This is a genomic window from Bacillus sp. NMTD17 (assembly GCF_002998735.1).
Taxonomy (GTDB): domain Bacteria; phylum Bacillota; class Bacilli; order Bacillales; family Bacillaceae; genus Bacillus.
Window position 1 is genome coordinate 145,139 of record NZ_PVRH01000006.1, and the last position, 25,341, is coordinate 170,479.

Genomic DNA, 25,341 nt, shown 5'->3' on the forward strand with positions numbered 1-25,341 from the left:
ACACCTCTATTTTTGAAAGAATTCGCGGTACCATTCAATCGTCTTCTCTAAACCTTCATCAATGGAATAGTCAGGCTTCCAATCAAGCAGCTTTCTCGCCTTTTCTGCCGACAAATATTGATGCTTAATCTCATGCGTTCCTTGGTTTAAAATACGCGGCTTCAGTTCACTGCCCATTGCCTTTAAAATCTTATCCACGAGCTCAAGCACCGTCAGCTGAATTTCATTACTAAAATTAAAAGCTTCTCCAGCGAGCCCTTTTTCCTCCATCTTCTCAGCTAGCAGCAAATAAGCCTTGACCGCATCTTCAATGTAGAAATAATCACGAATAAATGTCCCATCACTTCTAATTTCAGGTGCCTTTCCTTCTAGCACAAGCTGGATGGTTTGCGGAATGATTCTGTTGAAATTTAAATCCCCGCCCCCGTATAAATTGCCGCAGCGTGTAATACAAACCGGAAGACCATATGTGTTGTAATACGTGTGAGAAATTAAATCTGCACAGCTCTTCGATACATCATACGGATGTTTCCCATTTAACGGCATATCTTCATCGTATGGAAGCTGCTCCTGATCGCCGTATGCTTTGTCACTTGATGCAACGATGACTCGTTTAATCAGCGGCTGTCTTCTGCAAGCCTCCAGTACATTCCATGTCCCTAAAATATTGGCTTCAAATGTAGAAACAGGGTGTCTATTTGCGACCCCAACAATGGCCTGCGCCGCCAAATGGAAGACAGTATCAATTTCGTATTCTCCTAACGCACGTTCAATCGTTTGCATATCCTCCAATGCACCTTGCACCACATTCATCTTTTCGAATTGACTGCCTTGATATAAATTCGATCGAGGCACCTGATCACGCACAAGTCCAGTTACGTTTGCACCTTGATCAATCAATTCCTTGACGAGATAGCTTCCCAATAGTCCTGTACATCCAGTCACAAATACGTTTTTCCCATTCCAAAATCCGCTCATGCCGTCACCAAACCTTCCATGGTTGTTTTCCATTTGTCCACATGCCATTGATTTCCTTCAGGTTCTTATACGTATCGATCGCTGTCCAAAATCCGTGGTGTTCATAAACCGCAAGCTCTCCATCATTCGCCAGATTTTGAAGAGGCTCCGCTTCAAACACGCATTGATCATCGTCTGTCAAATAGTCAAATACCTTTGGAGACAACACAAAAAATCCTCCATTGATCATCCCGATACTGTCTGTCTTCTCAGAGAAGGATTGTGCCATCCCGTTATATACCTTCAACGTCCCGTACTGTGACTTCTTTTCAATTCCTGTGACAGTCGCAGCAGCCCCAAGATCCTGATGACGCTTCAGCAGATGAAACATATTGATATTGGCAAGTCCATCACCATACGTCATCATGAATGTCTCATCCCCAATGTAGTCCTGTGCCTGCTTTAACCGTCCGCCTGTCATCGTCTCCTCACCCGTATCTAAAAAGGTGATTTTCCAGTTCTCTAACTTTCCTAAAAGCTTCATTTCTCCTGTTGCCATATCCAGCTGCATGCTGTGATGCCGCCAGTCGTAGTTCAGAAAATATTCTTTGATCTTCTCTCCTTTATATCCAAGCAATAAGATAAACTCATCTACTCCGTAATACTGATAGATTTTCATAATATGCCATAGAATAGGCCGATCTCCGATCATAGCAAGTGGTTTAGGAAGCGCTTTTGTGACCTCACTCATTCTCGTTCCCTTTCCTCCGCAGAGAATGACTGCTTTCATCTTCTCCCCTCATCTCTCTATGAAAATTTTTGATTGAAAACCTTATCTTTATGCGGAAAATCAGTACATGTACCCTCAGACTTTGTCCGACATCAGGTTTTGAATCTACTCTATTCATATGTCGAAATGAGAGATGGTGCCACCTAGCATTTAACTATTTTTACAAATAAAAAAAGAGCGAGATTTGTATTCTCGCTCTTTCAAAGTTTAAATTGTATATTATCAGGGTAGATGGTATGATAAACATGTGCATCATCAGCACAAACAGCCTCTTTTTATAAAGAGACTACTAGATGGAATGAATTCAAGTGGCAGCTTGCTTCATTCTCAATATGAATCACGGAGGTGAATTCCCATGGCACAAAACGTACTTTGTGAAGTGAACTCTTGCCGTTTTTGGGCTGATAACAGCTGTACAGCTTCTACCATTAAAATTGGTAAAAACACAATGACTGATGTGACTCGCAATGCTGAAACTGATTGCGAAACATTTGAAACAAAATAAGTTGTTTTTCTGAGATGAAGGAACTGGCAGGTTCCTTCTTTTCTTTTATCATTCTATCAAGAATGATAATTATTATCAAGTGTTTTTCACTAAACATTTCTCGGGAAATAATGACACGATATTTCTCCATTCGTTGACGATTTTCACTCCTTTTTCTATACTCAACATATCCGAAGAAGAAAAAGTGGTGACCAATCAATGGATTTTACGATACGTTTTCTATCATTCTTTGTCGTAGAAATCGAAGGCAAAGATGAACAAGCAAATAAACGGTTCAAGCATTATCAAACATTAGATCAAGAGGAATTTGAACAAAGTGAGCTGAAGGACTTTTTAGATGGTGAGCTAAAAAAAATCGTCAAACGAAAAGTGGACAGACACCCTAAATCAGAACAAGTACCGACCAAAATTGGCCGATTCATTGTCGAACCCGGTCATGAACTCGATTCAAATCCAAACTACAATTTATTTCATCAGACGAGATTTGCCAATACAAAAGAAGTATTTAATGAATGCAGCGAACAGTTTGTTCGCACGTATTTAGATACAAGTGCTGTCAGAGGCGGCGTTTTTTTAGTTGCGTCTGCCGTTCCTAAAAAGTACTTCGATGACTCCTTTGTCTTTATTATGAAATGCGATTTTGAACAGAAAGTGGCTTCTATCGCTGATACATCTACCTTGATCAAAAAAGTCGAAATGGCCATTACAACAAAAAATATGAAATCGATTCAATATCCGTTTATGCCAGAAGAGGGCATGACAGAGGAAGCTGAAGTGAAAATTCACCAATCCTCACATGCGCGTTATTTTGAGGACTTTCTGAAATTCGTCGAATACGGGGAATCTATGCCCGAAATCATGAAATCACAGGTCATGAATATGGTGCAGGAACAAGTATTTGAAACATTACAGGATGAAAGTGAAGAATTAAAGCAGTTCGAAGAGGATCTTGAAATATGGGAAGCGAGTGAAAAACGAGAAATTAGAGAAACACTCGATACAGAACAGGTCACACTAGCAGCTTCTCACATTGTGGAACAAACCCCTGATATCACAATGAAAATGCGTCTAGGTGAAACAGAAATCAAAGGACTTCTCGCGGACTTTGGCCACTCGATCCATATTGCGAAGGTCAACAATCGATATGTCGTGCTCGTTGAAGCAGACCAAATCGTCTTCGAAAAAGGAAGCACACCTGTTGAATTCCATAAACCAAATGGATTAAAAGAGGTTGTCAGCCACCTGACGCAAAAAGCCTACGATTCAGACATAGAATAAGAGAATATGACTGCCTCTGCGATCAGCTGCATGAGGCAGTTTTTTTATATAACGCTTCATTTTTTACACTGCACGAGAAGAAACATGCAGCTGCCCGCCTCTTGCCCACATGCTGACAAGCATTAAGCTTATGATGAGCATCAGCCAAAAGACACTGTTTGTTCCGAAAAACTGAATCAACGTATATCCGCACAAAGGCCCTAAAGCAGCACCCATATCTTGAACAAAAGAATAGCTTGCGAGAAAGCGGTTCTTATCTGTTTGAGCAGAGGCTTTTTGAAAGGCAAGTGTATCGGTGAACGTTGTTACAATCGTTGCCAGCAGCTGAATCAAAAGCAGCATCAATAGGAACCAGCCGCTTACCTTCAGCATGACCCCAAGAAAACTGAGCCCTCCAAATGAAAGAAACATCCAGCTTAGCATTCGTTCCTTCATCACAAGCCGATCAAACCATTTGCCTGTTCTCGGTGCGACAAATGGTTCCCACCCCCACCTGATTGCTTGAATGACACCGCTTAAAGCCGAAGCTCCGATGACAAAGCCAAATAGAGCAAATTCATCCTGATCGATCTTTGCTTCAATGACATGACTCAGCGTGGATGCGAATAAACCTTGTATAATAAGTGCGACCAGCATGCCTGTTATCAGTACTTTTACAACATCTCGTGCAAACCACTTCTGTTTGATGCCATGATACATCTGCGTGCCTTCTCTCTTTTCAATTTCATCCAAAGATACATAAAAAACGCACCCTATCAATGTGAGTAAACCAAAGACAAGCGTCATGGACTGGAAGCCGAACAAGCTGGCGAAAATCCCGCCAAATAACATACCAAATAAACTGCCAAGCCGGTAAAGCCCATTATAAAGACCCGTCAAATGTCCTTGTGAGCCTTCGTCCATTTCAGCCAAAACCCTCATCCCGCTCATACGGAGTAACGTCCAAGCAAGCCCCCATGCGCAGCGGCAGATCAGCAGCAGCCAAAAACCACTCATCCCATATAATGCCGTGGTCACTGACGCGATCAAAATCGCCATTAATACACCGGTCTTCATTGGGATATAGCGATAGAGCCACCAAACGACAGGCGCTAGCGGAATGCGAATGAATCGGTTGATGGACAGCAGTAACCCGACCTCCCAAATAGATGATAAACCAATCTCTTTCCAATAGACTGGAAGAACAATATAGAGCATTGAATCCCCAATAAGTGCAAATGCTGTGATGAGCGATATTGACACAACTTGCTTTTGACGATGATCCATTTTCCCTTCCCCCTTCGCTATCTTTACGATAAGGGATGCTTTATAATAAATCTAATGAATGTTTTTGATTAAACCATTAAAATAATTGATAGGTGGTGCAAAGTTGAATTTACATGCCCTTCGGATTTTTGCAAAGGTCGCAGAGACTAAAAGCGTCACACAAACAGCAGACGCACTATCTTTGACACAGCCAGCTGTGACGGCTCAGCTTAGAAGCATTGAACGAGAGATCGGTTTTCGCCTTTTTAAACGAAACGGCCGAGGAATTGCGCTCACAGAAATGGGAAAGATGCTGTATCCTTATGCCCGGCAAGTGTTCGAGGCTGAAAAGGAAGTAGAATATCAGATCACGCTATTACAAAATGGGAAAAAGGGGCGCCTCCGCATCGCTTCTACCTACGTACCACTCAACTTTTTACTGCCTGATTGGCTCGCTGCTTTTAAAACGTCATCACCACAGACAGAAATCGAATTAAAAAGCGGAAACTCCGCTCAAGTGATAGACAGCCTGCTTCAATATGAATCAGATGTGGCCATCGCTGTAATTGAAGATTTGGATCATGAGGAGATCGTTACCTCCCATTTGACGAATTTAAGCTATGATTTTATTGTGCCAGCAGACCATCCGTTAAACGGAAAAACCGTCCCGCTAGAGCGCCTGAGCCTGGAGCCTTTTTTAATGCGTGAAGAAGGCAGCTCCACAAGAGATAAGCTCTTTTCCCTTTTCACCTCGAAAGGAATTAAAAAACCGACTGTTGATTTACAATTCAGCGGTGTTCATGAAGCGATTCAAATGATCAAAGCTGGCTATGGGATCACACTTGTTCCCCGTGATGCGGTTCAAGGCAGTCTCAAGCGGAAAGAGATTGGGCGCGTATATATCGAAGGCATAGAAATCGTCAGACCCGTTGTTATCTGCAAACGGGCGAATGATCTTGAAGAAAATAGAACAGTGGATGCCTTTCTGCAAATGAAAGATATCGGTCCATTTAAGGCGCCTGCTGCAAATTAAAAAAGTGCCTGCATAAGAAACAGGCACTTTTTTTCTATTCGGCTGGTTGAACAATGTCATACGGTACAGCCTTTGAGGCTTTCACTAATTGTTCTGGTGTGATGAGGATTTCATTTCCCCATTCGCCTGCTCCAACGCCTAATACCTCTTCCTCTAATAACGAAGCTTCGATGATGGTGCGGAAGCCTTCTGGCTGCCAGCAAAATGGCGGTATCGAGCCAATTCGGTAGCCCGTCACTTCCAGAACCTTCTCTGGTGATGCCATTTTAATATTACGAGAGCCGGCCGCTTTCTTTAGTTTCCCTGACTTAATATGCTGGTCTGCGCCAACCATCACAAGCAGCTGCTCCCCTTCCCCTGTTTCAAAAATCAATGTTTTGATCATTTGTCTTTCACGAAAACCAAGGGCTGCTGCTACATTTGCGGCTCCCTTCTCTGTTTCGGAAGAAAATGTTTTGATCTCATATGGGATGCTGTGCTGATTCAAGAATTCATGTGCTGGCAGTACTTTCATTGATTTGAACCCCTTTCCTTGCGATGTCTTTCATTTAGCTTATCACAATCCTCTCATCCTTAAGTTGTATTTTTCAATGAAAAGCCTCTGGGTCCTTCATCACCATGCTATACTGAACTTGTTTTTGAAAAGGAGCCGGTTGGATATGGGAAACAAGTTTTGGTATTATACAGGCAGTAAAAGCCTTCTCATGCTAAGTGATATTCTATTTGTGATGACGATCACGTTTGTGATCTATCAAGATACACAATCTGTTGCCTATGCGGCTCTATTTCCGCTAATAAGAACGCTATGCCAGCTATTAGCTGGGCTCATCTCTCCTGTTTTGGCAGTTCACTTTCAAGCGGGTCGGCTGTTGAAATGGGTCCCGCTTTTACGTCTTGTGATGCTCATCGTGTTTACAGCCCAATTTCATTTCTTTCAGCAGCATATGGTCTGGCTGTTTGGTGCGCTTATTCTCATTTCCATCACAGGTGGATTCATCAGTCCTTTATTACAGGCCATCATGCCGATGCTTGTGCCAGCAAATCAGCTTGTGAAAGCGAACAGTACAGCCTCCATTTTTCATCAAACGGTGCAAATCGCCGGTTATTCGTTTACTGGAATGCTCGTCCTGTTGATTGGTCCTTTTTATTTAATGTGGATTACTTGTTTCATGATTGTGTTGTCTTATTTGTTTTTCATCCCTGTTTTTCCTCTTCTCAAGCAAGAAGACACGGTTCGAAAAGCAAATAAGATGAACAGTTTCAAGGATGGCTGGACGATCATTTGGACAAACAAAACAATTCGCACCCTGACCTTTATGGATGTGTGTGAAAATATAGCGGGTGCTGTGTGGATCGGGGCGATTACGCTTGCCTTTGTAACACAAGATTTAAACGAAAGTGAAGATTGGTGGGGGTTTATCAATGCCGCTTATTATACAGGCGCCATTCTAGGCGGGCTCTTGGCTGCGTGGATAAGCCGGTTGATTCAAAAGCAGCTTCTTCTCTTTATGGCAGCTGGTTCATTCATTTATGCAGTGCTGACTATTGTCTTTTCACTGAATAGCCTGCCGTGGCTTGCTTTGCTGCTTTGCATTTTGATGGGGCCTGCTTATCAAATTCGAGATGTTTCGCAGCAAACCATTCTTCAAACGGAAACGCCCGTCCGAGATTTATCAAAGGTGTACTCGGCTCATTACGTCCTTTCTTCTGTATCTGTCGGTTTATCTATTTTCTTTGTTGGATTGATTGCAGATGCATTCGGAGCGAGGACTGTGTATTTGCTAGGCGGTTTGTTTGTGCTCATCTGTTCGGGGATTGCCATCCTCACTTTTATGAGACAGAAAAAAAAGAGCGGCTGATTCATGCAGCGGCTCTTTTACTTTTTCTTTAACATCGCGAACATGTCACGAGCCATCGCTTCTAAAATATACACAACTGGCGTCTGTGTCGTAATATTGGCTCTGTGAACCCGTTCGTCTGTCACGTAATAAGCAATATTTAAATCGGAAATGCGCGAAATCGTACAGTGCTGATTGTTTGTAATACTAATGATTTTGCTTCCTTCTCTTTTTAACTTCGAAATATGATCAATCGTAATACGGTTCTCCCCTGATACAGACAGCACAATGGTGACACTATTGTCTAAATACTGCATATTCATCGGGAAAAACGGATCATTGATGTAAAATGAAAATTTCTCAAGACTCGAAAAATACCTCGCCCCATACTGTGCCAAAATACCAGAGCTGCCAGTTCCGATAAACAGCACATTTTTTGCATCGGCAATGAGCCTTGCTGCCTCCTTAATTTTCCCTTCAAAGTCCCCTTTCAGTGTGCGTTCAATAAATTCATATAGAAAGTGCTGTGTGCTTTTTAAAGTAGGAGTTTGCTCTGATTCTAAATACATTTTGAGTTTCACTTTAAACTCTGAAAAGCCTTCACAATTCACTTTTCGGCAAAAGCGAAGGACAGACGAGGTGGAAATATGGGCAGCATCTGCTAAATCCCGAATTCTCATATACACGACCTTTTCACTGTTTTCCATGATATATCGGTATAAAGCGCTTTCTAGTTCATTAAAGCTGGAAATGACCTCACTTGAAAACATCTGACTTCCCCTTTCTCCAACAGCATGTCACAATGTGTTTCTTTTATGTAACAAATCTCTAAATAGGGCACCCTTGCCTAAAGACGCTGAAGTCATTTACGCACTAGATGCTCTCACGATAAGCTATAGATGTACAGACAAAAGAATTGGCTTTTCTCTATTATAACATTGCGCGTTACATTATTCGGAGGTGCAGCACATGGCAAAAGGATTAAAGGTTGTCACAATTGGCGGAGGATCAAGCTATACACCAGAGCTTGTAGAAGGATTTATTAAACGATACGATGAATTTCCGATTAGCGAGCTTTGGCTTGTCGATATTGAAGCAGGAAAAGAAAAGCTTGAAATCGTCGGAAATCTTGCAAAACGAATGGTGAAAAAAGCAGGACTTCCAATCGAGGTTCATTTAACATTAGATCGCCGGAAAGCGCTTGCGGGCGCTGATTTCGTTACAACACAATTCCGTGTCGGACTTCTTGAAGCACGTATGAAGGATGAACGCATTCCTTTAAAATATGATGTCATTGGTCAAGAAACGAATGGTCCAGGAGGTCTATTCAAAGGACTTCGCACCATTCCAGTCATTCTTGATATTGTCAAAGATATTGAAGAACTGTGCCCAGACGCATGGCTTGTGAATTTCACCAACCCAGCTGGTATGGTCACAGAAGCCGTTCTTCGCTATTCAAACCATCGCAAAGTCGTTGGCTTATGCAACGTGCCAATCGGTATTCGCATGGGAATCGCCAAAGGACTTGATGTAGACGCAAGCAGAGTCGAAGTCAGCTTTGCTGGATTAAACCATATGGTCTTTGGACTCAATGTATTCTTAGATGGCAAAAGCATCATGGATCAAGTCATCGAAGACATGGCAGATCCAAACTCCAGCATGTCGATGAACAACATTCAAGCCATTCCGTGGAATGCAGATTTCTTAAAAGGGCTTGGCGTCATTCCATGTCCATATCACCGCTACTACTACAAAACAAGTGATATGCTGGCTGAAGAAAAGAAAGCAGCAGAGAATGAAGGAACTCGTGCAGAAGTCGTTCGTGCACTAGAAAATGACCTGTTCGAGCTTTACAAAGATCCTGATCTTGATATCAAACCGCCACAGCTTGAAAAACGAGGCGGTGCTTACTACAGTGATGCGGCTTGTAACTTGATTGCATCCATTTATAACGACAAGCACGACATTCAGCCGGTGAACACCATCAACAATGGTGCCATCAGTGACATTCCAAATGATTCTGCCGTTGAACTGAACTGTGTCATCACAAAAGACGGTCCTAAACCAATCGCTGTTGGCGAGATGCCTGTCGCAGTCAAAGGACTTATTTCTCAAATTAAATCTTTTGAACGTGTTGCCGCTGAAGCAGCCGTGACAGGCGATTACAACACAGCACTTGTCGCAATGACGATCAACCCGCTAGTCCCATCTGATGCGATTGCAAAAAGCATCCTAGATGAGATGCTAGAAGCACACAAAGAATATTTACCACAATTCTTCAATAAAGTAGAAGCATAAAACAGAACCGCACTTGTCAAAAGTGCGGTTTTCTTATTTCACTGCAAAAAGCCTGTCCATCTGAGCACGATCATAGTCTAATAGCCAGTGCTGTAAGCCCTCATAGACTGGCCGAAGACGCTCAGCATCTGCCGCAATAAGATCACAGCCTCGATCATCATATAAGTGGAAAATCATCTGTTTTGTGAGATTGATGAGATAAATTTCATAACCAAGCTTCCCGTTCATAATTTGATTCGGTGCATAGAAATCCTCTTGGCATATGGCTTGTAGAAGTGGGCGTAATCGGATATCTTGCAGCTGACAAGTTAAGGTAAATCTCTCCAATGTCAGTGGCTCATCTAGTTCTGGTCTAACATAGGTCAAAAGCTCGTGACGCAATCGATTGCGTACTTGCTGGCGGACATATTTCTGATAAACTAGGAGCTTTTGCTTCGTTAATTCATGTTCATGCTGCGTATAGACATCCGTGACAAACAGAATATCGTCTTCTGGATCAAAAGCATATCTGACAATTTTCAAAGCACGATCCCCTGCTTTTTCTAATACAACTGATTCTTCTCCTAATGACCAATCTGCCACTTCAAAGCGAAGCCCAAAAGGCCATTGATAAAAAAGGGACGGTGTGAGGACAAGATCAGGAAAATGACTTTTTAAAAAACTATTGGTTTGATCGCTCATGTCATGTCCTTCCATTGATTTTATTTCTTATTTTACCGTTGAAACTGATGGAAAAACAATTGGAAATAAACTGTCATTTCTTATATGATGGAAAGAGATGGAGGTGTGACCAATTGAAAACATCAACAAGGTTTTTACAAGTGTTCCTTACAGCACTGATCACTATGTGGGTACAGACTGGACTTGATCAGGCGAACATCATTCATATCACCAATGTATGGGTCGATGCCAGCAGCTGGATCCTTATCTTCTTTGTCATCTACGCACTTTTTGAATGGGCAGCTCACGTCTTAGCAAAACAGAAAACCGTTCATCGCTGAACATCTCTTTTCATAGAGATGTTTTTTGTTGAAATTCCTCTTGCACAAGTTCATGGATGACGCCCATTCCTGCCTGGCTTCCAGCAGCTGCTGCAAGTACAAGTTGAGCAGGGCCGCCTAAATTGTCACCGCATGCAAAGACACCGCTGACGGTTGTACGTCCAAGAATATCTGTTTCAATGCTCGCATTTTTCGTCATTTGGCAGCCAAGTTTTTCAGCAAATGGAGCTGACTGCTTGAAATCACTTGCGACAAAACCCCCTTCTCTTTTCACTGTCTCCCCATTCGCAAGTTGGAGAGAGTGCAGCTGCCCATTGTCATGATCGATTGACATAATCGGTACATCAATGACTTGAATAGAATGTGCTGATAGCAGTGCCTTCTCCTCTTCAGCTAACGCTTGCTGCCCATTCGTAAACACGATCAAATCCTTTGTCCAATTGGAAAGAAGTTTAGCCATATGCAAGGCGCGTGGATTCTCAGCAATTAGGGCAAGCGGCTTGTCCTTTAGCTCCCAGCCATCGCAGAAAGGACAGCTAAACAACGTCTTTCCATACACGTCATGAATTCCCTTAATCTCTGGCAGTATATCCTGAAGTCCTGTTGCCAATATGATTTTCTTCGCTTCGAATCTTTCTCCCTCTTGTGTCAGTAACGTAAAGTTGTCCTCATTGTTTTGTATCTCAACAATTCTGCTTCGCTTTATTTGGATATGAGGGTAGTTTTGAATATCTGCCTCTCCCGCTTGTCTGATCTCAAACGGTGTCATTCCATCGTTTGTAATAAATCCATGTGATTCCTGAGTCACTCGATTTCTTGGCATCTCGTCATCGAATACAATGACCTGTTTTCTGCCCCGCCCCACAACAAGTGCTGCACTTAATCCGGCTGGCCCGCCTCCAATAATGGCACAATCTAATAGCATATAAATCTCTCCTTTTTATTCAAGACTTTAAAGATTCTTAATATCTATAATTTATTCAAAAAAAATCACATGTTGAAAAATGGATTTTTTTCTGTCTGCTCAATTTGGCTAGCGATATCAACTAACCGCTTTTGACTTAGCGTTTCCTGCATTTTCATTTCAACATCCTGCATGGCTTGTTCAATCAAACAACCATCATGAGGCATGAAAGAATCATGTTCTAAAGAACAACGAAATAAATTGGTTTGACCTTCTACCGCTTGAATGACGTCTAAAAATGAAATGTCCTCTTTCTTTTTCAGAATGGCGTAACCACCTTTTGCACCAGGTGTTGATTCAATCAATCCTGCCTTTACAAGCTTTGTTAAAATTTTAGATAAATAGGTGGGTGAAAGATTTTGCATTTTAGCAAGAGGCTCAACGCCAATTGCTTTCCCCTTCGGCGCAAGAGTTAAAAACACCATCGTATGAAGTGCATAGTTGGTCGCTTTAGAATATTTCATAGGAACATTCCTTTCTATCTATTATAGACCTTTTATATCTGTAATTGATCATAAAAGATTCAAGAAGAAAAAGCAAGTGTTGTGGATCTGCTTCTTTTTTCATTCCACATTTCGCATTTTCTTCCGATAATAAAGGTAAGCACGAATAAAATTTTGATGAAAACTAGAAGGAGTGAAAAAAATGTCAGATCAACAGCACAATGCAGCACACGAAGAAGAAGAGGAATTTAACGTATACGACATGCTTCCGCCCGCAGGAACAATCATTGGTGAAGCAACAGAAGAAGAAATGGAAGCTGCGGCAGCATTAGAAGTGAGACATGTCGCGTTCATGCGCCTTCAAGACATGTTCATTCAATTTGATGGCTCGTCTTACAAAGACTTATTAAAAGACTTCCAAGAATTCGAATATGATTCTACAAAATTCTGGAGAGGTATTGCTAAACGACTTCAAATTCCATACGAATGGCCAATCCGACTCGACCACGCAAACGGTCCAATTTATATTGGTGAAACAGAGGATAGCCGTGAGGTTGAGGAGAGTGCAGAGTAAGGAAATGATGACCCCCTTTTTGACGAGGGGGTCTTTTAGTACCCAGTGAAAACCGCTTTGTCGCCATCACAAAAAAAGCGGAATACATGGTTGAAAAAACAAATAAGCATATGAGCGATGTAACGCCCATATTGCTTATTCTCATGTTATGTTAACTCTGGCCAAAAAGCTTTATTTGCCAAAATTAAGTCGTCTAATATATCTTTTGCTACTTTAGCACTCGGCACCGTTTTCGATAATGTGATGGCCTGCCATAGTTTTTGATAGGAACCTTCTTCAAATGCTTCTACTACTAATTTTTCTACGCCAACCTGCTGCTCCATGAGACTTTTTTGAAATCTAGGAATTTCTCCAACCACTAATTTTTCTGGACCGCTGCTGCCAACGATACAAGGAATTTCGACCATGGCTGTTGGGTCAAAGTTCATGATGGCGCCATTGTTCTCTACAATCATCAGCATCCGTTCTTTTTTATTAAAAGCAATGGCTCTTGCTAAATCAACGATATAGGAAGCGTGTTCATCGATGGTTAGCTTTGTTTCCTTCGCACTCCCTTTATCAATGATGGCCTGACATTCACTAAAAACAAAAGCTTCTCGCCCCTCCATCACTTCATTGGCACGCGTGAAGTCTATATTTGAATGTGCCACTTCTTCATCTGGAAATAGATAGTATTTCAAATACGTATTCGGTACCGTTTTTGGATCAAGTGCTTGAATATCTTTAGCCTTTTTTAACGTGCTGTTCCAGCTCTTCTGCTGTTCTAGTTCAGATGTTCCATCTGTTGCATAACCATGCTGGCTTACATGCTTAATCACCTCAGGCATTAAGCTATTTCCTGCTTTATCTCTAATATCTGTCCACCAGCCAAAATGATTCAAACCATAGTAATCTACTTCTAGTTCTTTACGTGAAGTTAAGCCTAAATTCTTTGCAATCAATTCTTCGATTCCAATTGGCATATCGCATATATTTAAAATCTTGGCATTCGGTCTTAGCTTACGTGTTGCCTCTGCTACTATCGCTGCAGGGTTAGAATAGTTTAACATCCAAGCTTCAGGTGAGTATTTTTCCATATAATCGACAAGTTCTAATACACCTGGAATGGACCGCATTCCATAAGCTATTCCGCCTGGACCGCATGTTTCCTGTCCGACGACTCCATGCTTCAATGGAATTTTCTCATCTAATTCACGCATTGCATATTTGCCGACACGGATATGTGCCATCACAAAATCGACTTGAGTAAAGGCTTCTTCTGGGTCCGTGCTTGCCAGTAATCGCACTTCTGGTGCTCGTTCTTTTAACATAATCTCACATGCATCTGCAATCGTTTTTTGTCTAGCTTCATCATTATCATAGAGTTTAATTGTATGAATTGGGAACTCCTCTAGATAGTCTAACAGCATCAAAATGATCCCTGGTGTAAATGTACTTCCGCCTCCAGCAATGGTAATATTAAATGTTTTTTTCATGATATCCAGCTCCTTTTTCAATCTAATGAAAGTTTTGTCTCAAACGACTCTCTCACTTGCGGTACACTTAAGCCAACAATGATTTGAATGCTTTGACCACTCTTAGCCATTCCGTGTGCCCGTTTATTTTTTGTAAAGTATTCCCTATCTTTCACCAAGCTAGGGTCAAACACTGTAATACGCAGACGCGTGGCACAGTTTGTCACATCTTTAATGTTTTCTTTACCGCCAAGGCCTTCTAAGAAATAAACGGCTTTCTCTTCATACTCAGACGCATAAACGGGCGCTTCCTTTTTGTCATGACCCTTTTTATTAGCATTCTCATAATCTTGTTTTGTATATAGCCTAGTCTCCTCCTCATGTTTTCGACCTGGTAATGGAATATCAAATTTCACAATCATCCATCTAAATATGACAAAATACAATGCTGTAAATAGACATCCAATCATTGCTTGGATCAGATAAACCCCTCCATGATTTGAAGAGAGCGGAATCCAGTTCAATGCAGCTATCTCAATAAGCCCGGAACCCATCATTCCGACAACACCAAACATATTCATGATTGTCACCATTGTGGCTCCAAGAAGTGCATGTATGACAAATAAATAAGGCGCGAGAAATAGAAATGTAAATTCAAGTGGTTCTGTAATTCCGGCAAATATTGCTGTTAATGTGGCGGGTAACACCAATGCCAAAACCTTTTTTCTATTTTCATTCGGGGTAGAAAAATACATCGCTAGAGCTATCCCTAAACAGCCGAACATCTTAATATTTCCATGCAGTAAAAATCCGTATGGATAAAGATTTTTCAAATCGGAAGTTGAGGTCGCAAATTCATTTAAGTGAGCAATCCAATATGGTTTTAACCCCCCATTTACAGCCGCTGGACCAAACTCAAAAGGTGTATAAATAAAATGGTGAAGTCCTGTTGGAATTAACACCCTTTCCAAGAAATGAAACAGCCAGACACCAATATATCCAGACTGTGACATGAACCCTTGGAGAGATTGAATCCCTTGCTGAACATAGGGCCATACAAAAGCAACGATAAAAGCAATAGGAATCATTACAAAGAATCCGATGATGACAACAAATACAAGCCCCTGGAAAATCCCGAGCATTTCAGGCAGCTTTTGATCATAAAAACGATTATGGATCCAAATCACGATTCCAGATATCATAACCGCACCAATGATACTTGTATCGAGCGTAGGTATACCCGCAATTTCTTTTACACCCGCTACATTCTCGACACCTTGCGATAAATCAACACCAAAAGTGGACGGCCAAAGTGTCAAAATAGCATGAATATAATTGTTAAACACAAGATAAATCATCAAAGCTGCGAGCGTAGCACGTGCTTGCGCTTTTTTTGCAAGAGAGATGGGCAAGCCAATCACAAATGCCAGCTCCATATGATTGAAAATCGTCCATCCCCCGCTTTCAATCAGTGCCCAAACCTTATACCACATCGTATCTTCTGCAGCCATTTCCCCCATAATCGCTGGATTCTTACATAAAGTCGCAAGGCCTACAACAATACCAAAAAATGCGAATAAAAGTACAGGAACTACCATAGCACTGCCAAATCGCTTGATTGCATTCATAAGCATAACCCCTTTGTTTGATCCATAAGACCACTGTAAAGGTAGCGCTTTCAAAAACCAATAGGTTTGACGTATTTAGAAATCAAGTTGTAACATTAGATTATATTTTCACAGGAAGAAAATATTTTCATGTTGGAGGGCACATCGCATGATATTGGACAAGTTGGTAAATGAATACTTCGAAGATTTAAATAAGAATGATCTGCACATTATTAAAACGATTCACGATCACCTTGAAGAAATGAAGACAATGAAAATTCAGGATCTTGCTCATTATGCTCATACTTCCATCTCATCCATCCATCGGCTTGCCAAGAAAATAGGCTTCGACGGCTACAGTGACTTAAAGTCTTATGTGAAATTGAATAATCATACTGAAGAAACAACACAAGATTTAATGAAGCTGCTCGATCAAGATATCCAGCAGACAAGGAAATATATGGAACAGCTGGACTTTCATCAATTAAATCAACTGATTGATCGCGCACCGTATATTTATATTTATGGTACAGGAACAGCTCAGCTCGATTTGGCCAATGATGTACAACGACAGTTATGGTCATTGCATAAGAAATCTCAAGTTTTGCGAAGTAAGCGAGACTTAACAGATGGAATCGTTGAATTTGGTGAGGATGACCTTTTATTTATCATTTCTTTATCAGGCGAATCGAAGAATTTAGATGAAATCATTCAATTGGTGAAAACGAGACATATCAAATTTATCAGCATGACCACATTGAGGAATAACCTCCTTGCGCAAAATGCCATGTTTAACATCTATGTAAGCAGCACCCCGTTTCCTTTGTATAACAAAGTGGACAACTCCAGCTTTCTGCCATTTTACATTGTGGTAGATATTATCGTCAGAAAATTTAGTGAGTGGAAAAGGAACCAATTGAATAATAGGACTTAAAAATAACAGGTACAGTTTTGGGGTGAAGTGGTGAAATAATTCATTTTGCTTCATAAAAAAGAGAGACACTTTTGTCTCTCTCAAAAAACACCAAAATATTTTTCTGAAATAAGTGATGACTGCTCAATGTTATTCAGCAGTATAATGCCCAGCAAGCAATTCATCAAACGAATCCGCTAATTTGAAATCCGTCTCATATTCTAGATCAAAGTAATGAATGGGCGGATGCTCCTTTGTTACTCTGTAATCCAATGCAATCCACGTATGACCATCCCCACAAAGCAGCACAAGTCCCTCAGGCAATTCCCATTCTTCTATTAAATAATCACTATCCATAATGCCTTCATTTTTAGCAATTCCTCTTAAATGATCAAATGACACATGATCCTCTGCCCATCCATTCGGCTGGTCCGTTGGAAAAGCATTATGCAAGGTATAACCGCCATTTTGTTCAAGAATAAGTTTCTTATATGTATCAGGCAGGATGACGCCTAGCTTCTTTTCCGCTTTTGCAATTCCTTTCTCATTGATTTTCTTAAATGTCTCTTCACTTTCTCTGTCTTTATCCCAAAATGATTTCAAATAAAATACCTCCAATTGTTATTTCTATCTTATCTTACCATTTGAGACGACTAGTTTAATAGTCCTATTCATAGAAAAAAGAGAAGGGCTTCTCCTCCTCTTTTCAATCGTTATTGTTCTTTATTTCTCGCTTCAAATTCATCCAGCATTGCACGCACTTCATCTGTTGATGATGTGTTCATTAATTGATTTCTTAGGAAACTCGCTCCTCTGAATCCTTTCACATAAATCTTAAAGAAACGGTGCAGTGCCTTGAATGGACGCAAGCCTAGTGATGAATATTGATCATGTAGATCAAGATGCAACCTTAAAAGGCCTAGCAGCTCATCACTCGTATGCTCCTTCTGTTCTTTTTCAAAGGCAAATGGATTATGGAAAATCCCGCGCCCAATCATCACTCCGTCCACTCCATACTGCTCAGCGAGCTTTAAGCCCGTTTGACGATCAGGAATATCACCATTGATGGTCAAAAGAGTATCAGGTGCTACTTCATCACGCAGTTTTATAATCTCAGGAATAAGCTCCCAATGCGCATCCACCTGGCTCATTTCCTTTCTAGTACGAAGATGGATCGATAAGTTCACAATGTCTTGCTCCAATATGTGTCTGAGCCAACCGCGCCATTCATCGACCTCTGTAAAACCAAGTCTCGTTTTCACACTGACAGGTAATCCCCCAGCTTTTGCAGCCTGAATCAGCTCTGCCGCAACGTCTGGGCGAAGAATCAAGCCACTGCCCTTCCCGTTTTGCGTGACATTCGGAACAGGACAGCCCATATTAATATCAAGCCCCTGAAACCCTAACTCCGCCATTCCAATACTCATTTGTCTAAAGTTTTCAGGCTTGTCTCCCCAAATATGAGCAACAATCGGCTGTTCATCCTCTGTAAAGGTTAAACGCCCCTTCACACTTTGAATACCATCCGGATGGCAATAGCTCTCGCTGTTCGTGAACTCTGTAAAAAACACATCAGGTCTCGCCGCCTCACTCACAACATGACGAAACACAACATCTGTCACTTCTTCCATTGGTGCTAATATAAAAAATGGCCGTGGTAAATCACGCCAGAAATTTTTACTCATCTTTCATCCAATTCCTCTCATGACATAGCGCCTTATGGGCATGTCCTTCTGTAAATTCTTTCAGCAATTTTTATCATTATATACTTTAGTTAGGATTCAACGCAAAAGGAGTATAAAATGAACAAAATACTATCAGCACTTTATAAAATATCAAAAATTTGAGGAGACGTAAACGCCGTTCTTACTAAGAAATGTGTTCACGCGATGGGCAGTAAGTAAAGCATCCAGCAAACTAATGAAAAAGATATTCAAATAAAAAAAGCCCTATGCAGGGCTTTTTAAATTGTAATTGCCTTTTCTGTTACATGATAAGTGTTAGAAGTAATAATTTTATCAAGTGACCAACCGGCAGCGAATAACACAGAAAAAATTGTTAAACTGATAAATAACTTTTTCATCATAACGCCTCCGCCATTTTTAGTATTTGTTGTTGAGCTTTAATGGTCTTTTTTAGATATTCTCTATTCATTTCAAAATTCCCTTTTTGATAATGATAATCTGCAAGTTTTTCTGATAACTCTGCAACATCTTGCCATAGATGTTTACTTTCTAAATAACCGAGGCTTTCTTTTACCTCCAATTGATTATATTCTTCAAAAAGTGCATAAATGATTTTTAATTTAGCTATATATTCTTGATCGTCTGCGAGGCTGGCTCTATTTATGCCACAAATAAAATATTGATTTCCTTCATCTTTTTTACCTTGATCGTAGAATACCCATGACAACATATAAAGAGTTCTAATTCCCGAAACCGTTTCGGCGTGTTCTTTAATTTGAATTGAATTTTGAAATTCATTTTCTGCGGTTTCAATTTTCCCCGCCCTCTTTTTGACTAACCCTATATTATGATGTATTACACCAATGATTCTTCGTGCTGTATCCTCTTTAAGCTCTTGAGCCAAACTCAAGGCTTTCCGATAATAAGATTCTGCCTCATCTAAACGGTATAAGTCATACATATTCGCTCCAAATTTGATATTACAACCGACTACTTTCGCTTTGTAAAACTCGCTCGTTGAATACATTTCTTTTGCTTTTTCCAAATGATTTAATGATACGAAATGTTGATCAATACGATAATAAGCATCGGCCAGTTTATAATGAAATTCCGCTCTTTCTATATCATCAGGTACATTCTTTAAATGTTCTTCAGCAATCTTATAAAAATTTATAGCAGCAACATAATTCTTGTGATGGAATTCGTGCATACCTCTAAAGAAGTTTGAATAGTAGTCAAGCGTTCCTTTGACATGAGGTTGTTTGTTCTCTATTTCTTTGAGTAAGTTGGGTAAAGTGGGGCGTTGTTGATTCATTTCAATAGGCTCAAGACTCTCAAGCATGAGTCGATGCCTAAACTCCATTAATTGATAATAAAGTAGTAAATCTTGATCCTCTTCCATGTTCTCTATTTCTCTTTCAATCTGTTCTTTTAAAATCTCTGCATCCGGCACGCTGAATGTTCTTATAAATCTATACCAATCATTTATCAAGATACCAACTTGAGAAGAAAGAATTTTCTCCACTCCTGCCATCCCCTTCCTTGCCATTCCCTATAATGACATATATTATCATTTTCAGAATAATTCCACACCGAAAAGAAACCGCAATTTCCATAAAAATCAAATAGATACACGAATTTATCACATTGCAAAAAATACAGTACAAAGATACCATTTATCCTTAATACGGTTGCTGTTACAATTTTTGTATACATGTAGAAAGGAGTGATTATCCTATATAAAAGACCTATACGGATTTAAGACATATTTCACTGGATTTTCTTAAGATGTATTTTATAATTGAGGCTTAAACAACAAGATTTTTCTAGCTTTATAAGCAGCCTCTTCATTAAATTTTCGGAGGCGAAATTAACATGACTTTTAGAAAAAAATTTGTTCCTGTACTACTAAGCGCAACTTTATTAACTTCCGGTCTTGGTGCGACTACTGCGTTTGCAGCAGATCCGGCTAAATCAACAGGACCATTACATACGAAGGTGTATAAAACTTCTTTACAACAAGCCGCGACAAATAACAGTACCAGCCCTGTCCAATCCAATTCTTTAGCAACTCAAGCTACAACAAATGGAGATGTTTCTACTCAAGGTGTTGTTTCGTGGTCATATAAAGCTTTCAGAGGTGCTTTACGTTCTGGTGGATGGTTACTGTCAAAAGCATTGAAACCCTTTAATCCAAAGGCTGCTGCTTGGATCAGAAAGAATTCTGCCAAAATCGCAAATATAATGGATAAAGGGGAAAAGTGGACGGAAAAACAATTCATAAAAGCTTTTACTAAAATAGGCGCTCCTAAAGATGTTGCTAAAACTTTGGCAAAGTTCATCGTTAATCTTATCTAAATAACAAGTGCTATTAGTTTCTAATAGCGCTTTTTTATGGAGGTATTCATGTCTTTTTCTTACGTGATTTCATTGACTTTTTTAATACTCCTTTTAGTGTCTATCATACTCTATACTTTTTTCAGAAAGAAAAACGTTGTAGATGAAGCCCCTGGCGCTATTGCTGCCGTTCTTCTTATTTTACTAATATTTTTTTCCCTAAGTTTCGTTATTGCCCTTCCAACTGTTATGCTTTATCTAGTCTCATTGGGAGTGAATTTTCTTTTCGGTGAATACATTACTTATGATTCATTTTTCTCTTTGATGACCTTTTCGTTGTTAGTTAGCATTATCGTGATTTTTTGGTCATTTATAGTTTTATTTATAGGGAAGGGAATCATTTTTTTATTGAAGGTCCCAAAATGGATAACTTATATTTTAGAATTTTTTGCTTCGTGGGCTCTTATTTACTTTTCAATTAAATATGTACTAAATATGGAGATAGTTGAAGTTTCTATATGGGGAAATGGTGTATTAATTTTATCTTTCTTTGTTAGCTTTCTATATATCGGACTTGATATCATATCCTCTGCGATTGATCAAAAAAATCAAAAGAACATAGAAGAATAGCCCCCCATCCAATAAAGGACAGGGGGCTATTTACTCATAGATATTATTTTATACCGCTTTTCTAACACTGCTGCTTTAATCTTTGGACCATAGATGCTATCAGCAGAAAGCCTATGCATCATCCTGATATCGATGTTTTTCTCGAAATCGGGATGTCTTTCAATACATTAATGATTAATCACAAGACTTGCCACACACTCCACATGACTCGTATGCGGAAACATATCCACAGGCTGCACTTCCTCTGTCACATACCCGCCTTCTTCAAGAATACGCAAATCACGAGCAAGCGTCCCGGGGTTACAGGAAACATACACAACTCGGTTTGGTTTCATCTTTAAAATGGTGTCAAGCAGTGCTTCGTCACAGCCTTTTCTTGGCGGGTCGACGACGAGGGTATCTGCTTTGATGCCTTCTTTATACCAATTTGGGATGACGGTTTCTGCTTCACCGACTGCGAATTCGACGTTGTTGATTCCGTTTAAGGCAGCGTTGCGTTTTGCGTCTTCAATTGCTTCTGGCACAATTTCTACGCCATATACTCTGCCTGCTTTTTGGGCGAGAAATAAGGAAATCGTACCGATTCCGCAATACGCATCAATCACGGTTTCTTCACCTTGCAGCTCTGCATATTCAAGCGCTTTGTCGTAAAGCACTTTTGTTTGAGCTGGGTTCACTTGATAAAACGAGCGGGCTGAAATGGCAAATTTGATGTCGCCAATCGTGTCATAAATGTATTCTTCTCCCCATAAAACGGTCGTTTCATCTCCGAAAATGACATTTGTTTTCTTTGAATTCACGTTTTGCACAATTGACCGAACATGTGGGAAGCGTGCTATAATCTGCTCAATCACCTCCTGCTTTTGCGGAAAGTCAGCCGTTCTAGTGACAAACACAACCATCATTTCACCTGTTGCAATACCGTAGCGAACCATGACATGACGCAGCCAGCCTTTGTGCCGCTCTTCGTTATATGCTTTAATGCCAAACGCATTGCATATGTCTTTTACCGCCTGTACCACTTCGTCATTTTCTGATTGCTGGATCAAACATTTTTTCATATCGATGATTTCATGGGTACGCTGCTGATAAAATCCTGCAACAAGTCCGCCTTCCCGTTCGCCAACTGGAACTTGTGCTTTGTTTCGGTAATTCCAAGGGTCTTCCATGCCTAGTACAGAATGAACTTTTACACGGCTCATATCAAGCTTGCCGATCCGCTCTAAAACGTCCTTTACTTGTTTCTGTTTAAATAGCAGCTGGCCTTCATAGCTCATATGCTGAATTTGACAGCCTCCGCACTGCTTGTAGATAGGACATGGCGCATCTTGCCTGTGCTGACTTTCCTTTGTCAGCTCCATGAGTCGTCCAAAAGCAAATCCTTTTTTGACACGTGTGACTTTGATTTTCCCTTGTTCGTCAGGAAGGGCATTCGGTACAAAGACAGGGAACCCTTCAATTTTCGCTACACCTGCACCTTCGTGCGTTAAGTCTTCGAAGGTTACATTGTAGTATTCATTCTTTTCAACAGGCGGTTTCATTTTCACCAATTTTATCACCTCATTTGCAAAGAAAAACTTGGCGCCATAAGGAACCAAGTTCAATCTCTACCCTATTTTTTCAGCTGTTGCTTTTGGCACTATAAATTCTATATGACGATACAGGTTTTCAAATTCACCTGGCAGCATGCCGCCGAATTCGCCATCTAAATTTAATTGCATTTTATCTTTTACATCTACCTTCACGCGATTCGCTTTTGCGTAGATGACATTGTTATCATGAATATGCTCGCCTCGTAGTGCAAGGCTGACTACTCGAATGGCTTCTGCTAAATTGACCTTCTTTAAAATAATCAGGTCAAACATTCCATCATCTAAAATGGAATCTGGCGCTAGCTTTTCAAAGCCGCCTACTGAATTTGTGAGTGAAACAAGAAACAGCATGATTTCTCCATGAAACAATTTGCCGTCATATTCAATTTCGACTTCTGTCGGGCGGATAGAAGGAAGCATCTCCATGCCTTTTAAATAATAAGCAAGCTGTCCAAGCATTGTCTTCAGCTTACTAGGCACTTCATAAGTGAGCTCTGTTAACCGGCCGCCGCCTGCAATATTAATAAAATAATGGCCGTTGACTTTACCGATATCAAGCGGCTTCGCTACACCATCAATAATGGCATCTGTCGCTTTTAAAACACCTTCTCGTGGAATGCCAAGTGCTCTTGCGAAGTCATTTGTTGTTCCAACAGGAATGATTCCTAGTTTTGGTCTTTTTTCAAGCGGTGCTAGTCCGTTGACGACTTCATTGATCGTGCCGTCTCCACCTGCTGCTACAATTAAATCAAAGTCTCTCTGTGCAGCTTTTTCAGCTGCTTGTGTCGCATCTCCTGCACATGTGGTTGCATGACAAGATGTTTCATAGCCAGCTTGTTCAAATTTTTGCAAAACCTGCGGCAAATTCTTCTTGAAGAGTTCACGCCCAGATGTCGGATTGTATATAATTCGAGCACGTTTCATTCATCATCATCCTATATTCATTATGCAATCTATTTTCACCACTAACAACCTTTAATTATACTATGAGATTTGAAAATGGCAACAGAACAACCAGCTAATATGAGAAATCTCCTGTCACATTTCACTCAACAAGAAAGCATTCTGATAAGATAAAAGAAAACGCTCTAAAGGATGGTATGCGATGAAAAAGCCTGTCTATTTTAATCATGATGGCGGTGTTGATGACCTCGTCTCGTTATTTCTTCTCCTTCAAATGGAACATCTGAAAGTGATCGGGACGTCTGTGATTCCTGCTGATTGTTATTTAGAGCCTGCTCTCAGTGCGTCTCAAAAAATCATTGATCGATTTAGCCCCTATGAAATTGAAATCGCTGCTTCAAATTCTAGAGGCGTCAATCCTTTTCCGAAAGAGTGGCGCATGCATGCTTTTTATGTAGATGCCTTACCTATTCTAAACGAGAAAGGCATTGTGGATACAAAAGTGTCCAAGCTTCCAGCACACCTTCATTTAATCGAAACCGTTAAAAAGGCAGCAGAACCTGTCACGCTGCTCTTTACAGGTCCGCTCACAGACCTTGCTCGCGCCTTAGAAGAAGATCCTTCAATCTCTAATAAAATTGAAAAATTGGTGTGGATGGGCGGTACGTTTCTTGAAAAAGGCAATGTTGAGGAACCCGAGCATGATGGGACAGCAGAATGGAATGCATTTTGGGATCCTTATGCTGTCAGCACTGTCTTCCAGGAACGCTTTCCTATTGAAATGGTCGCACTTGAAAGCACGAATCAAGTTCCGCTTACACTTGATGTGCGTCAGCGCTGGGCTTCCCTTCGTTCTCACATTGGAATTGATTTTATTGGTCAGTGCTACGCCTTTTGTCCACCGCTCATTCATCATGAAACGAATTCGACCTATTACCTATGGGACGTGCTGACAACGATGACACTTGCTTCTTCATCATTTACCCGTTCAAAGGAAGTGGGCGCGATCGTTTATACCGAGACGCCAAAGCAAGGACGTACAGAAGAACATCCAGATGGAAAGTCAATACAAGTGATTGACCATGTCGATCGTGATGCCTTTTTCCAAGCATTTGAAGAGCTCATGAGAAAAGCTGTTTGTCAGATTTCAACATAAAAAATCCCCGCTAATGAACGGGGATTCCAGATTATTGACAAAGGGCTAAAATGATCTTTATTTTAGTCCTTTGTCTTTTTTCAGCGTGATAGAAAACCTTTGAAGTCTAGGAAGGACGAGCACCGGAGCGGAGCGAAT

General features: G+C 40.6%; 25 protein-coding genes and 1 pseudogene. 11 read left to right on the forward strand and 15 right to left on the reverse strand.

Annotation, left to right across the window (positions count from 1 at the left end):
- Positions 1 to 6: 6 nt before the first annotated feature.
- Positions 7 to 978: a GDP-mannose 4,6-dehydratase gene (locus C6347_RS16835; protein ID WP_025092661.1), complete on the reverse strand. Its 972-nt coding sequence runs from the start codon at positions 976 to 978 to the stop codon at positions 7 to 9.
- A gap of 4 nt (positions 979 to 982) precedes the next feature.
- Positions 983 to 1,747: a glucose-1-phosphate cytidylyltransferase gene (rfbF, locus tag C6347_RS16840; RefSeq protein ID WP_106071874.1), complete on the reverse strand. Its 765-nt coding sequence runs from the start codon at positions 1,745 to 1,747 to the stop codon at positions 983 to 985.
- A gap of 355 nt (positions 1,748 to 2,102) precedes the next feature.
- On the opposite strand from rfbF, the gene C6347_RS16845 reads away from it, so the two are divergent.
- A complete protein-coding gene (locus C6347_RS16845) occupies positions 2,103 to 2,252 on the forward strand; it encodes a DUF1540 domain-containing protein (RefSeq protein WP_003213883.1) in 150 nt (49 codons plus the stop codon).
- Positions 2,253 to 2,450: 198 nt separating this feature from the next.
- Positions 2,451 to 3,530, forward strand: coding sequence for a DUF3900 domain-containing protein (locus tag C6347_RS16850; protein ID WP_106071875.1), 1,080 nt, complete (start codon positions 2,451 to 2,453; stop codon positions 3,528 to 3,530).
- A 63-nt stretch (positions 3,531 to 3,593) separates the two neighbouring features.
- Here the strand turns inward: C6347_RS16850 and C6347_RS16855 are convergent, their stop codons facing one another.
- Entirely contained in the window at positions 3,594 to 4,796 is a 1,203-nt protein-coding gene (locus C6347_RS16855) for an MFS transporter (protein ID WP_106037195.1), read from the reverse strand.
- A gap of 103 nt (positions 4,797 to 4,899) precedes the next feature.
- On the opposite strand from C6347_RS16855, the gene C6347_RS16860 reads away from it, so the two are divergent.
- On the forward strand, positions 4,900 to 5,808 hold the full coding sequence (locus C6347_RS16860) for a LysR family transcriptional regulator (RefSeq protein ID WP_106048673.1): 909 nt from the start codon (positions 4,900 to 4,902) through the stop codon (positions 5,806 to 5,808).
- Between the two features lie 34 nt (positions 5,809 to 5,842).
- Here the strand turns inward: C6347_RS16860 and C6347_RS16865 are convergent, their stop codons facing one another.
- Entirely contained in the window at positions 5,843 to 6,322 is a 480-nt protein-coding gene (locus tag C6347_RS16865) for an aminoacyl-tRNA deacylase (RefSeq protein ID WP_034664582.1), read from the reverse strand.
- 145 nt (positions 6,323 to 6,467) lie between these two features.
- Between C6347_RS16865 and C6347_RS16870 the strand changes: the two genes are divergently transcribed.
- A complete protein-coding gene (locus C6347_RS16870) occupies positions 6,468 to 7,667 on the forward strand; it encodes an MFS transporter (protein WP_106071876.1) in 1,200 nt (399 codons plus the stop codon).
- Positions 7,668 to 7,684: 17 nt separating this feature from the next.
- Here the strand turns inward: C6347_RS16870 and C6347_RS16875 are convergent, their stop codons facing one another.
- Positions 7,685 to 8,416 carry a MurR/RpiR family transcriptional regulator gene (locus tag C6347_RS16875; protein WP_060595724.1) on the reverse strand — a complete coding sequence of 244 codons (732 nt, stop codon included), beginning with the start codon at positions 8,414 to 8,416 and terminating at the stop codon, positions 7,685 to 7,687.
- A gap of 199 nt (positions 8,417 to 8,615) precedes the next feature.
- Between C6347_RS16875 and C6347_RS16880 the strand changes: the two genes are divergently transcribed.
- Positions 8,616 to 9,944: a 6-phospho-beta-glucosidase gene (locus C6347_RS16880; protein ID WP_034664592.1), complete on the forward strand. Its 1,329-nt coding sequence runs from the start codon at positions 8,616 to 8,618 to the stop codon at positions 9,942 to 9,944.
- A 33-nt stretch (positions 9,945 to 9,977) separates the two neighbouring features.
- Here the strand turns inward: C6347_RS16880 and C6347_RS16885 are convergent, their stop codons facing one another.
- Complete coding sequence (locus C6347_RS16885) at positions 9,978 to 10,625, reverse strand: DUF3885 domain-containing protein (protein WP_066031191.1); 648 nt, start codon at positions 10,623 to 10,625, stop codon at positions 9,978 to 9,980.
- A 113-nt stretch (positions 10,626 to 10,738) separates the two neighbouring features.
- Here C6347_RS16885 and C6347_RS16890 point away from each other — a divergent pair, with 113 nt between their 5' ends.
- Positions 10,739 to 10,945 carry a hypothetical protein gene (locus C6347_RS16890; protein WP_060595723.1) on the forward strand — a complete coding sequence of 69 codons (207 nt, stop codon included), beginning with the start codon at positions 10,739 to 10,741 and terminating at the stop codon, positions 10,943 to 10,945.
- 10 nt (positions 10,946 to 10,955) lie between these two features.
- On the opposite strand, the gene C6347_RS16895 is transcribed toward C6347_RS16890, so the two are convergent.
- Positions 10,956 to 11,870, reverse strand: coding sequence for an NAD(P)/FAD-dependent oxidoreductase (locus C6347_RS16895; protein ID WP_106071877.1), 915 nt, complete (start codon positions 11,868 to 11,870; stop codon positions 10,956 to 10,958).
- A gap of 65 nt (positions 11,871 to 11,935) precedes the next feature.
- The gene (locus tag C6347_RS16900; protein WP_106071878.1) at positions 11,936 to 12,373 is read right to left on the reverse strand and encodes an Rrf2 family transcriptional regulator; all 438 of its coding nucleotides are present in this window, start codon (positions 12,371 to 12,373) and stop codon (positions 11,936 to 11,938) included.
- A 181-nt stretch (positions 12,374 to 12,554) separates the two neighbouring features.
- On the opposite strand from C6347_RS16900, the gene C6347_RS16905 reads away from it, so the two are divergent.
- Complete coding sequence (locus C6347_RS16905) at positions 12,555 to 12,926, forward strand: hypothetical protein (protein WP_034664610.1); 372 nt, start codon at positions 12,555 to 12,557, stop codon at positions 12,924 to 12,926.
- 146 nt (positions 12,927 to 13,072) lie between these two features.
- On the opposite strand, the gene C6347_RS16910 is transcribed toward C6347_RS16905, so the two are convergent.
- Both C6347_RS16910 and C6347_RS16915 read right to left on the reverse strand, forming a co-directional pair.
- Positions 13,073 to 14,401: a 6-phospho-alpha-glucosidase gene (locus tag C6347_RS16910; protein ID WP_106071879.1), complete on the reverse strand. Its 1,329-nt coding sequence runs from the start codon at positions 14,399 to 14,401 to the stop codon at positions 13,073 to 13,075.
- A gap of 17 nt (positions 14,402 to 14,418) precedes the next feature.
- Positions 14,419 to 16,008: an alpha-glucoside-specific PTS transporter subunit IIBC gene (locus C6347_RS16915; protein WP_106071880.1), complete on the reverse strand. Its 1,590-nt coding sequence runs from the start codon at positions 16,006 to 16,008 to the stop codon at positions 14,419 to 14,421.
- 148 nt (positions 16,009 to 16,156) lie between these two features.
- Between C6347_RS16915 and C6347_RS16920 the strand changes: the two genes are divergently transcribed.
- The gene (locus C6347_RS16920; protein ID WP_106071881.1) at positions 16,157 to 16,921 is read left to right on the forward strand and encodes a MurR/RpiR family transcriptional regulator; all 765 of its coding nucleotides are present in this window, start codon (positions 16,157 to 16,159) and stop codon (positions 16,919 to 16,921) included.
- A gap of 132 nt (positions 16,922 to 17,053) precedes the next feature.
- Here the strand turns inward: C6347_RS16920 and C6347_RS16925 are convergent.
- The 3 genes and pseudogenes from C6347_RS16925 to C6347_RS16935 all read right to left on the reverse strand — a co-directional run.
- Positions 17,054 to 17,503 (reverse strand): annotated as a pseudogene (locus tag C6347_RS16925) (SMI1/KNR4 family protein); the annotation flags it as partial.
- Positions 17,504 to 17,613: 110 nt separating this feature from the next.
- Complete coding sequence (locus tag C6347_RS16930) at positions 17,614 to 18,585, reverse strand: tRNA dihydrouridine synthase (RefSeq protein ID WP_106071882.1); 972 nt, start codon at positions 18,583 to 18,585, stop codon at positions 17,614 to 17,616.
- Between the two features lie 397 nt (positions 18,586 to 18,982).
- Positions 18,983 to 20,119 (reverse strand): Rap family tetratricopeptide repeat protein, encoded by a 1,137-nt coding sequence (locus C6347_RS16935; protein ID WP_258182081.1) that lies wholly within the window; start codon positions 20,117 to 20,119, stop codon positions 18,983 to 18,985.
- Between the two features lie 341 nt (positions 20,120 to 20,460).
- On the opposite strand from C6347_RS16935, the gene C6347_RS16940 reads away from it, so the two are divergent.
- Both C6347_RS16940 and C6347_RS16945 read left to right on the forward strand, forming a co-directional pair.
- On the forward strand, positions 20,461 to 20,943 hold the full coding sequence (locus C6347_RS16940; RefSeq protein WP_060595717.1) for a hypothetical protein: 483 nt from the start codon (positions 20,461 to 20,463) through the stop codon (positions 20,941 to 20,943).
- A 48-nt stretch (positions 20,944 to 20,991) separates the two neighbouring features.
- Positions 20,992 to 21,552 carry a hypothetical protein gene (locus tag C6347_RS16945; protein ID WP_106071884.1) on the forward strand — a complete coding sequence of 187 codons (561 nt, stop codon included), beginning with the start codon at positions 20,992 to 20,994 and terminating at the stop codon, positions 21,550 to 21,552.
- Positions 21,553 to 21,719: 167 nt separating this feature from the next.
- On the opposite strand, the gene rlmD is transcribed toward C6347_RS16945, so the two are convergent.
- Both rlmD and C6347_RS16955 read right to left on the reverse strand, forming a co-directional pair.
- Positions 21,720 to 23,099, reverse strand: coding sequence for a 23S rRNA (uracil(1939)-C(5))-methyltransferase RlmD (rlmD, locus tag C6347_RS16950; RefSeq protein WP_106071931.1), 1,380 nt, complete (start codon positions 23,097 to 23,099; stop codon positions 21,720 to 21,722).
- A gap of 60 nt (positions 23,100 to 23,159) precedes the next feature.
- On the reverse strand, positions 23,160 to 24,068 hold the full coding sequence (locus tag C6347_RS16955) for a diacylglycerol kinase (RefSeq protein WP_034664632.1): 909 nt from the start codon (positions 24,066 to 24,068) through the stop codon (positions 23,160 to 23,162).
- Positions 24,069 to 24,249: 181 nt separating this feature from the next.
- Between C6347_RS16955 and C6347_RS16960 the strand changes: the two genes are divergently transcribed.
- Positions 24,250 to 25,203 (forward strand): nucleoside hydrolase, encoded by a 954-nt coding sequence (locus C6347_RS16960; RefSeq protein ID WP_060595715.1) that lies wholly within the window; start codon positions 24,250 to 24,252, stop codon positions 25,201 to 25,203.
- The last annotated feature ends 138 nt before the right edge of the window (positions 25,204 to 25,341 follow it).